We start from the raw sequence: 11,605 nt of genomic DNA, 5'->3' as shown, positions 1-11,605 counted from the left end.
TCTAAATATTTTATCTATATATCCTTACAATAAGCTTACAATTAGGGTAAAATTAAGACTAATATGATTTATGAACTTACTTAAGTCAACAGGCACATTTGGGTTTTATACAATAATAAGTAGGTTGCTTGGTTATTTAAGAGATATTTTAATTGCAATATTTCTTGGTACAGGAATGTTGGCCGATGCTTTCTTTGTGGCATTTAGAATTCCAAATACGTTTAGAAGATTGTTTGCTGAGGGAACCTTTAATGCAGCATTTGTTCCAAGTTATTCATCTGAATTAATTAAAGGAAAAAAACAATCCAATAAGTTTGCCAATAGTGTCTTTAATCTTCTTTTTTTAGGGCTACTGTTTTTAACAATAATTATTGAAATTTTCATGCCTGCATTTGTTTCAATCATTGCTCCAGGATTTGTTGGTGACTTAGAAAAAATGGAAGCAGCAATAAATTTAACAAGAATTACTTTTCCTTTTTTATTTTTTATTTGTTTAGCATCATTTTTTTCTGCAATTCTAAACTCACATAACAAGTTTGCAGCTGCAGCTGCAGCCCCAATAATTTTGAATATTATTTTAATTTTAGTTTTAATCTTTTCTAAATCTTTAGGTGATCAGTTGGTTTATTATTTGTCTTATGGTGTTTCTTTAGCAGGTTTTTTTCAGTTAATATTTTTATATAAATACGTATCAAAATATTACTCACTTAAATTTGATTTTAATTTTAGTGTAAGTAATAAAGTTAAGTTTTTTTTTAAAAAACTTTTACCAAGTATATTTTCTTCTGGTGTAACTCAAATTAATATTTTAATTGGAACAATTATTGCGTCTTTTCAAGCAAGTGCAGTTTCATATTTGTATTATGCAGATAGAATTTATCAAATAAATTTAGCTATAGCTGGAATTGCAATTGGAGTAGTTATCCTTCCTCAGTTATCAAGACATATTCAATCTCGAAAAAAAAGTAAAATTTTGCTAATACAAAATAAAGCGCTTGAGTTAAGTTTATTTTTAAGTCTTCCAGCAACTATTGCTTTAGTTATCGGATCAGAACAAATTATTTCAGCTTTATTTGGTTATGGTTCTTTTAATGAAAATTCAGTAAATAATTCAAGTTTAGCTTTATATTATTTTGCATTAGGACTACCTGCATTTGCCTTAATAAAAGTTTTTTCAAGTTTTTTCTTTGCAAATCATGATACCAAAACTCCATTTTATATTTCTTTAATTTCAGTAATGCTAAATATTTTTATTAGTATTTACTTTTTTAGAGAAATTGGTTTTATAATTATTCCAATTGCAACATCTATTTCATCATGGTTTAATTCAGTACTATTATTTATATTTTTAAAAAATCGACAATTATTTTATTTCAATCAAATATTTTTTATTAAATTTATTAAAATAATTTTTGCATCAATCCTTATGGGTTTATTCTTTAACTTTATGTTAATTTTTTTTCAAAATGAATTAGCATTTAATCAATCAATTAAATCTTTATATTTAGTTCTATCTGTTGCATTAGGATTGTTATTCTATTTAATTGTATGTTATTTCATCAAAGCTTTTCAAATGAACGATATTAAATTAAAGTACTAGTCATATGGGTAAAAAAATATTTTCTGGTGTTCAGCCTACAGGAAATCTTCATTTAGGAAATTATTTAGGGGCTATAAAAAATTTTGTAGATTTAAATAATGATAATGAAAATGAATGTATTTTTTGTGTTGTGGATTTACATGCGATTACAGTAAAGCAAGATCCAAAAGAATTAAAAAATAATATTAGAGAAACTGTTGCAACTTTTGTAGCAAGTGGAATAGATCCAAAAAAAAGTATTATTTTTAACCAATCTAGAGTTCCAGCTCATTCTGAAGGGGCATGGATTTTTAGCTGTGTAGCTAGAATGGGTTGGTTAAATAGAATGACTCAATTTAAGGAGAAAGCTGGAAAAGATAAAGAAAAAGCAAGTGTCGGTCTTTATTCTTATCCTGTTTTAATGGCTGCAGACATCCTGTTATATGATGCTACCCATGTTCCAGTTGGAGATGATCAAAAGCAGCATTTAGAATTATGTAGAGATATAGCTCAAAAATTTAATAATGATTTTGAAATTGAAAATTTTTTACAGGTTCCTGAACCTTTAATCCAAAAAGAATTCTCAAGAATAATGAGTTTGAAAGATGGTTCGAAAAAAATGAGCAAATCCGAATTGTCAGATTTAAGTAGAATAAATTTAACAGACGATAAAGATCAAATTATTATTAAAATTAAAAAAGCAAAAACAGATCCCTTACCAATGCCAAAAGATATAAATGAGCTTGAAAATAGATTAGAAGCAAAAAATTTATTAGGTATTTATTCTAGTTTGACAAATTCATCTTTACAAAATTCTGTTGATTTATTTGCTGGGAAAAATTTCTCAGAATTTAAAGAAAGATTATCTGATCAATTAGTTGATAAGATAAATCCTATTTCTAGTGAAATTAAAAAACTTTTAAATGATAAATCATATTTAGACAAAATCCTTCTAGAAGGAGTTGAAAAAGCTAATGCGATTGCATCAAAAAAGATTGAAAGATTGAAAGAAATAGTAGGTTTTTAGAAAAATTTATAATCAAGTTTCATTTTTAAAAAATTTAACTATATATAATTTTATGTTTGTGCAAACTGAAGTAACACCAAATCCAAATTCTTTGAAATTTCTTCCGGGCAAGAAGGTTTCAAATAGTGGTCCTTATGAAATTACAAATAAGGATGATGTAAAAAATGAATTAGTTCGAAATATATTATCAGTTAATGGTGTTGAAGGTTTATTTTTAGGGCAAGATTTTATATCCGTTAATAAGAAAGGTAATATTAATTGGGATGAAATAAAGCATATTGTAATTTCTTTAATTAATGATTTTTATTCAAGTGGCAAAGAGTTTGTAATAGACGAAAATTCAGAAAATGAAGAAACTAATTTAACCGAAATTGAGGAGAAGATAGTTAAAATTTTGGATCAGAAAATAAGACCTGCAGTAGCAAGAGATGGTGGCGATATTAAATTTAAAGAATTTAAAGATGGAATAGTTACAGTTCAGTTGCAAGGAAGTTGTTCTGGCTGTCCAAGCTCCACAATGACATTAAAACAAGGGGTTCAAAATTTATTATGTCATTATTTACCTGAGGTTAAAGAAGTTGTTTCGGTTTAATAATTATGAAAAAAATAAAAAAATCTGAAAACTCTAAAGATCAAAGTTTAAATGTACTATCAAGATTTTTATTAAGTGCATTGATGGTTACTTCATTTTTTTATGTAACACCAGTTTTAATAAATTTTGCAGAAAAAAACTTTAATAATGAAGAGTACACAAACAATTCTAAAAATATTTTAAATAAAGCTCTAAAAAGAGATAAAAAAGTTGAGGAAATTGAGTCTTTTGTTGAAAATGATGAGAGAGAATTACTTTATGATATTTTGGAAGAAAATAATTTTGAAATTAACCTTGTAAGGTTTACTACATCTCAAATTGATGCGTTATTTGAAGAAGTTAACTACACCCTTAAAGACGTAAGAAAAACAAAATTAGTAAAACCAATCGATATAGGTCTTTTGCCAAATGAAATAAAAAATATTGGAAATACAAAAAAAAGAAAAGAAATGTTCATCAAAATTGTTTTACCTTTAATAGTTAAAGAAAATACTAAAATCAGAATTGATAGAAAGAGACTTTTCACAATTTTAAATAAAAACAGTAATTCTGAAATTGAAAAGAAATGGTTAGAAAAAAAATTCAAACAATATGGTGTTAAGAAAAATGATTTTTCCACATTAAAAATAAGAATGGACGAAATTCCAGTTTCTTTAGCGATTGCTCAAGCTGCAAAGGAAACTGGTTGGGGAACTTCTAGATTTGCATTAAAAGGAAACGCATTGTTTGGTCAATGGACTTGGTCTGGAGAAGGTTTAAAACCTAAAAATGCTGAGGATGGAAAAGAGCACAAAGTGATGAAATTTCATAGTCTGCAACTTTCGGTAAGAGCATATCTGAGAAATTTGAATACACATTCTTCATATAAAAATTTAAGGAAAGCTAGAACAGATTTTAGGAATAAAAATAAACCTTTAGATAGTTTAATATTATCAAAATATTTAGATAAGTATGCAGAGACAGGAAAAGAATACACTGATGTTCTTCAAAAAATTATTGAACAGAATAATTTAAAAGATTTTGATGAAGCAAGATTGCTACCTTCTAGTAAAGATTTAGAAAGTTTGATTTAATTTGTCTTAATTGGAAATTGAACGCCAAACCATCTCCACTTTCCATTATCATTTAGCGAACAATTTACTCTACCTCTTCTAGGTTCAAACGGAGCTCTAAATTCAATTGTTAAAACCTGATTTGTAAAATTTGTTTTAGATTTTTCCCATTTATTTCCTTCATTTGAATAACATGTAATATTTTTTAAATTTTGTTGTTCTTTAAAAAATTCAACTTCAAACTTTGGCGGGTTATTTTCTTTTGTTAGTTGTTTTTCATTTGGTGACAATTTTTTATATTCCAATGGATAATAATTTATTATTGACTTAAATCTTTTTAACTCTCCGTATTTCTCATTTATTGGAAATCTCGGCAATTCAAATTTATTTTTATTAATGTCAATTACACCCGAATGTTGACCAAAAGCAAATTTAAAATTTTTAGATATATAATCTTTCATAAATTTAGAGTATTCTCCAAAAGGATAGGAAAAAATATTTGGTATATTTCCTAGTTCCTTTTGAAATATTACATTTGCTTTAGCAATATCTAAAACAAAATTGTTTGTATCTTCATCGATTAGATATTCGTGACTATGGGAGTGATGACCAATTAAAGAAAAATCTTCTGAACTGACTTCTCTTATCTGATCCCATGTCATATATCCTCTTTTTCCAACTGCTTCAGTTGAAACAAAGAGTATAAATGGTATTTTATTCTCTTTTAAAAAAGGCCATGCTTCTAAGTAGAATGATTCAAATCCATCATCAATAGTCAATAAAATTTCTTTATTTGATTTAGAAATTTTAAACTTAGTTTCAAATTCATTTGGATTAAGAAAATTATATTTTGAATTTTTTATAATTTTTATGTGTTCTTTAAAAATATCCATATTAATATTTGTAGATGGATATTTCGTTTCATTAAAACGATGATACATTATTGATAAAATTCCGTTATCTTTAGAATAATATTTGATATTATTTTCATCTGATTTAGAACTAAAGCTGAATAATAAACTAAATATGAATAAACTTATTATAGATGTAGCAGAAGCAAAAATTTTTCTCATGGTTATTACTAGTAGTGATATTTACAGCATTACTCATGATAATACTAAAATAAATTATGAAAAATTAACTTTGTTAATTAAAGAATTTTTAAAATCTAATAAATTTGATTTGAGTGATATTAGCAAGATTTATATTAATAGAGGTCCAGGAAGCTTTGCGGGGATTAGAAATTCAATCTCAATTGTTAAAGCTATCCAATTAGCATTAAAAATTGATTATTATTGTTACAGTTTTCAGGATTTTAAAGGTGAAAAAGAATTAAATCATAAAAATATACCTGAATTATGTGATAAATTTAAAATTAAAAAAAATTTGATTAACCCCATTTATATAAGTTAAGTTATCATATGTCCGAAACCATTGAGCAAAAATGCTTAGCAAAAGGTGTAAAATTAACAGATCAAAGAAGAGTAATCGCCCAGGTAATGTCAGAGTCCACTGATCATCCTGATGTAGATGAACTTTATAACAGAGTATCAAAAATAGATTCGAAAATAAGTATTGCCACTGTCTACAGAACAGTAAAATTATTTGAAGAAAGTGGAATACTTGCTAAGCATGAATTTAAAGGGGGAAAGGCAAGATATGAAGAACTTAACGAGGGTCATCATGATCATCTAATAGATGTGAAATCAGGTGAAATTATTGAATTTGTTGATGAAGACATAGAGAAGCTTCAAAAAAAAGTAGCAGAGAAATATGGGTATACTTTAGTTGATCATAAATTAGAGCTATATGGAATCAAAAAGAAATCCTAAAAGTCAAATGAAAAAAATCTTTATTAAGACATTCGGATGTCAAATGAATGAATACGATTCAAATAGAATATTTGATACTGTAAAAAAAATTGGTTATCAGAAAACGCAAAACCAAGAAGATGCTGATTGTTATTTATTAAATACTTGCCACATCAGAGATAAGGCAAAAGAAAAGGTTTATTCAGAAATTGGGAGAGTAAAAAAAAGTTTTAGAAATGAAAAAAAACCATTAGTGATAATTGCTGGATGTGTTGCTCAAGCCGAAAATCAAGAAATGCTAAAGCGAGAACCTTATATTGATCTTGTTATTGGTCCACAATCTTATCATAAAATTAATGAAACAATCTTAAATTATGAAGAAAAAAATAAAAAAATTGAAGAAACAGATTTTGATGCTGTCTCTAAGTTTGAATATTTAAGTAAAATAAAAAATGAAACTGGTAAGGTTTCATCTTTTTTAACTATTCAAGAAGGGTGTGATAAGTTTTGTCATTTTTGTGTTGTTCCTTATACACGTGGACCAGAATACTCAAGACCATTTAGTCAAATTATAAATGAGGCAAAATATTTAGCTGATAATGGTGCTAAAGAAATTATATTGCTAGGACAAAATGTTAATGCATATGATGATAATGGAAAAAGATTATCAAATTTAATTTTAGAAATTGAAAAAATAGATAAGGTTGAGAGAATTAGATATACAACATCACATCCAAAAGATATGACAAATGATCTGATTGAAGTTTATAAGTTCTCTAAAAAATTAATGCCATTAGTTCATCTTCCAGTTCAGAGTGGTTCTGATAATGTTTTAAAATTAATGAATAGAAAACATACAATTAGTGAATATTTAAAAACATTTGATAAACTAAAAAAAATTAATCCAAAAATTGAGTTTTCAAGTGATTTTATTTTAGCTTATCCTGGTGAAAGTGAGAAAGATTTCCAAGATACGATAGAATTAATAAAAAAAGTGAATTTTATAAATTCATATTCTTTTATATTCAGCCCAAGACCTGGAACAAAAGCAGAGAATTTAGTTCAAGTTGATAGAAAAATTTCTATGGAGAGATTGGAATTAGTTCAAAATCTTTTGTTTGAAAATCAAATTAAGATGAATAAGAATTTAGAAAATAAAATAATCGATGTTTTAGTGGAAAATTTAACTGAAGACAAAACCAAAGTTTTTGGTAGATCTGAATTTATGACATCTGTAATTTTTGATGGTAAAAATGAACATGTTGGAAAAGTTGTGAAGGTTAAAATAAAGAATAGCAATAGAAATACTTTATTTGGTGAACTCATCCATGATACAAAACAAAAGGTAGCCTAGATTTTGCAAAATACAAATAAACAAAATATCAACGCATCTTTAAAGTTTGTTTACTCGGATAATAATTCATTAAGCGTAATATTTCATGATAATGATTTATTGATGGGAGTTGCAGGAGAGTTTAATAAAAATTTAAAAGAATTAGAAAAAATGACTAATTCTAATTTGTATTCTAGAGGAAACTCAATAATGATTAAATCAAATACCGAAACAAATGAACTTATTAAGAATGCTATTCAATTCTTGGCTAATCAATTTATTAATAATGGCTCAATTGAAAATAAAGATATTGTTTCATCTATTGATAAATTTATGATTAATGAAAAAGTAAAAAATAATAATGTTACTGATATAATTAAAACTCCAAAAAAATCTATCATCCCAAGATCTGAAAAACAAAAAGGTTATGTTAGGGCTTTAAGACAAAGCGATATAATTATTTCTGCAGGGCCCGCAGGAACAGGCAAAACCTTTCTGGCTGTTGCTGTTGGTTTAACGATGTTATTAGAAAAAAAAATAGAAAGAATAATTTTATCTCGACCTGCAGTGGAAGCTGGTGAGAGATTAGGATTTCTTCCTGGTGATATGAAGGAAAAAGTAGATCCATATCTAAGACCACTTTACGATTCATTGTATGATCTGTTTGATTTTGAAAAAATACAAAGAATGATAGAAATAGGAGATATTGAAATTGCTCCATTAGCTTTTATGAGAGGACGAACTCTTAAAAATTCATTTGCAATTTTGGATGAAGCTCAGAATGCAACTGATACTCAAATAAAAATGTTCCTCACAAGAATCGGAGAGAATTCAAAAATAGTTGTAAATGGAGATCCAACTCAAATAGATTTACCAAACAAAAGTATGTCAGGCTTAGTTAGATCAAAAGAACTATTAGGTCATTTAAATGAGATTTCGATTGTAGATTTTGATCATTCTGATGTTGTAAGACATCCTCTTGTTTCAAAAATAGTAAAAGCATACTCACAAAATGATTAATATAAATGTCTTCTCTGAAGAGAAGGCTTGGTCAAAAAAGTTAAAAAATAAGCAACTTTTTTTTAAAAAAATTTGCAACGCTTTTCCAAAAAAATATAGATTTTTTAATAAAAAAGTTAGTTTAACATTGTTATTATCAAATAATCAAAACATTAAAATATTAAACAAAAATTTTAGAAATAAAAATAAATCTACTGATATTTTATCATTTCCTTTAAACAGAAAAACAAAGATTTCTAAAGAAACTTATTTAGGAGATATAATTATAAGTTTTAATTTTATAAACAAACCTAAATCACAAAATATAAAACAATTTAAAGAAAAAATAATTAAAATATTCATTCATGGTTTTTTGCATTTACTAGGCTTTGATCATATTAAAAATAAAGATTATTTTAAAATGTTGAAAGAAGAAGAAAAAATTTATCAATCAGTAATTTCCAAAATAAATTAAATTGAAAAATAATTTATATATCGAGGTAATATTTTTAATCTTATTAGGTGGAATAACCTCTCTAAGTTTACCACCATTTAATTTTTTAATAATAAATTTTTTTTCATTATCTTTATTTTTTATTTTTTTAATAAAAAAAAAAATCAACAATCATAAAATTTTCTTTTTTTATGGATGGTTGTTTGGATTTGGTTATTTTTTAACTAATGTTTATTGGATTTCAATCTCTTTAACTTTTGATGAGAATTTTAGATTTCTGATTCCATTTACTCTAATTCTTATTCCTTCATTTTTGGCATTATTTTATGGTTTGATTTCTTATTTATTTGTTATTTTGAAACCTAAAAAAATATTGAGTTGTTTTTTTTTATTTTCGGTACTTTTTGGAATTATTGAATTTGTTAGAGGATCAATTTTAACTGGTTTTCCATGGAATTTGATTGCTTATAGTTTTTCAAATCATTTAGAAATTTTAAGTATCACTTCAATTATTGGAACTTATGGATTTAATTTATTTTGTATTTCATTATTCTTATGTCCAGCTTTATATATCTTGAGAGATAGCAAAAAAGATATTGTTTTCTGTTTGCTTTTTCCTCTATTAGTTTTGATTTTTTATCTAAATGGATCATCTAATAAGGATAAATTTTTCAATATTCAGTTGAATGAACTTGACTATAAAATAAGACTTATTGGCTCTAATATCTCACTTGATAGATTTTATTCGGGCGATGGTCCCATGAAGTCTATTGAGGATTTAATTAAAATTAGTTCGCCTAAAAAAGAAACAAATACAATTTTTATTTGGCCCGAAGGTATATTACCAGGGATTTCTCAAGATGAAATAAAGGATTATCATTTCAAATTTAAAGATCATTTTAGTCAAAATCATTTATTAATATTAGGCATTAACAGTAAGTCTAAAAAAAATGAAGTCACAAAATATTTTAACTCTCTTTCAGTTTATGATCATAATCTTAACTTACTAGAATCTTACGACAAAACAAATTTAGTTCCATTTGGTGAATTTTTACCAATGGAAAATTTTTTGAAAAAAATTGGTTTAAGATCTTTAACTAATAATTATCAGTCTTATTCCAGAGGTGAAAAAAGAGATATTATCGAGATAAATCAAAATAACTTTTCTTTAAGATTTCTACCTCTGATTTGTTATGAAATAATTTATTCAGGAAAATTGTTTAAAAATGAGGAATTTGATATTATTGTAAATATTTCAGAAGATGGTTGGTTTGGTCAATCAATAGGACCTAAACAACACTTTATTCATAGTATTTATCGTGCAATAGAAAGTGGAAAATATGTTCTAAGATCTGCTAATAATGGAATAGCAGCAATAATAAATCCACTGGGGATTGTTGAAAATCAAGTAGCATTTAATGATGTGGGATATATTGATTTGTTTGAAATGAGAAAAATTCAACCAACAGTTTTTTCAAAATTTGGAAATAAAATTTTTGGAATAATAATTTTGTTGTATATTTTTCTAATATTTTCATTTAATAGAAAAAATAATGAGTAATTTAAAAAATTTCCTTTTTACAAGCGAGTCTGTATCTGAAGGTCATCCTGATAAAGTATCAGATAGAATTTCTGATATGGTAGTTGATAGTTATATTTCCGGTGATCCATTTTCAAGAGTTGCTTGTGAAACTTTGACCACAACGAATAAAGTTGTTTTGGCAGGTGAAGTAAGAGGACCTGAGATAAAAAAAGATGAATTAATTGAAAAAGTAAGAAACTGTATAAAAGATATTGGTTATGATCAGGATGGTTTTACTTGGAGAGAAGCAACAAAAATAGAAAGCCATTTACATTCTCAATCTGCTGATATTGCAATGGGAGTAGATTCATCTGGAAATAAAGATGAAGGAGCAGGTGATCAGGGAATTATGTTTGGATACGCCTGTAATGAAACAGATGTTTTGATGCCTGCGCCAATTCATTATTCACACAAAATTTTAAGACTAATGGCAGAAGATAGAAAGTCTGGTAAATTAAAAAACATAGAACCAGATTCAAAGAGCCAAGTTACATTTGAGTATGTTGACGGCAAACCTACTAGAGTTAAATCTGTAGTTATCTCTTCACAGCATTCTGCTGATGTTAATCAATCTCAAGTGAGGGATTTGTTAAGACCCTATATGATTAAGTCAATTCCTGAACAGTTTCTTCAAGATTTTAGAGATGAAGAGTTTTATGTTAATCCAACAGGTAACTTTGTTATTGGTGGTCCAGATGGAGATTGTGGCCTAACTGGAAGAAAGATTATTGTTGATACATACGGAGGTGCGGCACCACATGGTGGAGGCGCTTTTTCGGGTAAAGATCCTACCAAGGTAGATAGATCTGCTGCTTATGCAGCAAGATATATTGCTAAAAATGTTGTCGCTTCAAAAATAGCAGATAAATGTTTAATACAACTTGCCTATGCAATTGGAGTATCTAAACCATTATCAATTTATGTTGATTTATTTGATAATGACATAGAAAAAAATAAATTTGTTGTTGAAAAAATTAATGAAAATTTTGATTTAAGCCCAAGAGGAATTAGAGAAATGCTGAACTTAAATAGACCAATATATGAAAAAACAGCAGCCTACGGTCATTTTGGCAGAAACCCTGAGGATAATGGTTCTTTTTCTTGGGAAAAAACTGATAAAACTGAGGTTTTTTCTAAATAGTTTCTGTTGAATTAAAAAAAAACTTTACTATATTG

At 26.5% G+C, this 11,605-nt stretch carries 12 protein-coding genes; 11 read left to right on the top strand and 1 reads right to left on the bottom strand.

Annotated features, from left to right (window positions below; all coding sequences use genetic code 11):
- Positions 1 to 70 precede the first annotated feature (70 nt).
- From murJ to ACTTBN_RS05310, 4 genes are read left to right on the top strand one after another with little or no spacing between them, the layout of a single operon-like run.
- On the top strand, positions 71 to 1,600 hold the full coding sequence (gene murJ / locus ACTTBN_RS05325; protein WP_440681357.1) for a murein biosynthesis integral membrane protein MurJ: 1,530 nt from the start codon (positions 71 to 73) through the stop codon (positions 1,598 to 1,600).
- Between the two features lie 4 nt (positions 1,601 to 1,604).
- Positions 1,605 to 2,606 carry a tryptophan--tRNA ligase gene (trpS, locus tag ACTTBN_RS05320; protein ID WP_440681356.1) on the top strand — a complete coding sequence of 334 codons (1,002 nt, stop codon included), beginning with the start codon at positions 1,605 to 1,607 and terminating at the stop codon, positions 2,604 to 2,606.
- A 52-nt stretch (positions 2,607 to 2,658) separates the two neighbouring features.
- Positions 2,659 to 3,198: a NifU family protein gene (locus ACTTBN_RS05315; protein WP_440681355.1), complete on the top strand. Its 540-nt coding sequence runs from the start codon at positions 2,659 to 2,661 to the stop codon at positions 3,196 to 3,198.
- 5 nt (positions 3,199 to 3,203) lie between these two features.
- Entirely contained in the window at positions 3,204 to 4,271 is a 1,068-nt protein-coding gene (locus tag ACTTBN_RS05310; RefSeq protein WP_440681354.1) for a glucosaminidase domain-containing protein, read from the top strand.
- Here ACTTBN_RS05310 and ACTTBN_RS05305 read toward each other — a convergent pair.
- Positions 4,268 to 5,323 carry a polysaccharide deacetylase family protein gene (locus tag ACTTBN_RS05305; protein ID WP_440681353.1) on the bottom strand — a complete coding sequence of 352 codons (1,056 nt, stop codon included), beginning with the start codon at positions 5,321 to 5,323 and terminating at the stop codon, positions 4,268 to 4,270. The genes ACTTBN_RS05310 and ACTTBN_RS05305 overlap by 4 nt on opposite strands.
- Between ACTTBN_RS05305 and ACTTBN_RS05300 the strand changes: the two genes are divergently transcribed.
- The 7 genes from ACTTBN_RS05300 to metK are packed head-to-tail and all read left to right on the top strand — an operon-like array spanning position 5,277 to position 11,570.
- Complete coding sequence (locus tag ACTTBN_RS05300) at positions 5,277 to 5,663, top strand: peptidase M22 (RefSeq protein ID WP_440681352.1); 387 nt, start codon at positions 5,277 to 5,279, stop codon at positions 5,661 to 5,663. The two genes, ACTTBN_RS05305 and ACTTBN_RS05300, sit on opposite strands and share 47 nt — an antisense overlap.
- Before the next feature lie 8 nt (positions 5,664 to 5,671).
- Positions 5,672 to 6,082: a Fur family transcriptional regulator gene (locus ACTTBN_RS05295; protein WP_440681350.1), complete on the top strand. Its 411-nt coding sequence runs from the start codon at positions 5,672 to 5,674 to the stop codon at positions 6,080 to 6,082.
- A complete protein-coding gene (miaB, locus tag ACTTBN_RS05290; RefSeq protein WP_440681349.1) occupies positions 6,060 to 7,415 on the top strand; it encodes a tRNA (N6-isopentenyl adenosine(37)-C2)-methylthiotransferase MiaB in 1,356 nt (451 codons plus the stop codon). Before ACTTBN_RS05295 ends, miaB begins: the two co-directional genes overlap by 23 nt.
- 3 nt (positions 7,416 to 7,418) lie before the next feature.
- Positions 7,419 to 8,414, top strand: a complete 996-nt coding sequence (locus ACTTBN_RS05285) for a PhoH family protein (RefSeq protein ID WP_440681348.1) — start codon at positions 7,419 to 7,421, stop codon at positions 8,412 to 8,414.
- Positions 8,407 to 8,868, top strand: a complete 462-nt coding sequence (gene ybeY, locus ACTTBN_RS05280; protein ID WP_440681346.1) for an rRNA maturation RNase YbeY — start codon at positions 8,407 to 8,409, stop codon at positions 8,866 to 8,868. Before ACTTBN_RS05285 ends, ybeY begins: the two co-directional genes overlap by 8 nt.
- Position 8,869: 1 nt before the next feature.
- A complete protein-coding gene (gene lnt, locus ACTTBN_RS05275) occupies positions 8,870 to 10,408 on the top strand; it encodes an apolipoprotein N-acyltransferase (protein ID WP_440681345.1) in 1,539 nt (512 codons plus the stop codon).
- On the top strand, positions 10,401 to 11,570 hold the full coding sequence (gene metK, locus ACTTBN_RS05270; RefSeq protein WP_440681344.1) for a methionine adenosyltransferase: 1,170 nt from the start codon (positions 10,401 to 10,403) through the stop codon (positions 11,568 to 11,570). The genes lnt and metK overlap by 8 nt, the downstream gene beginning before the upstream one ends.
- Positions 11,571 to 11,605 lie beyond the last annotated feature (35 nt).

This window comes from Candidatus Pelagibacter sp. HIMB1623 (assembly GCF_052047695.1).
In the GTDB taxonomy this organism is placed as follows: Bacteria; Pseudomonadota; Alphaproteobacteria; order Pelagibacterales; family Pelagibacteraceae; genus Pelagibacter.
This window is presented reverse-complemented; position numbering and strand designations above follow the sequence as displayed.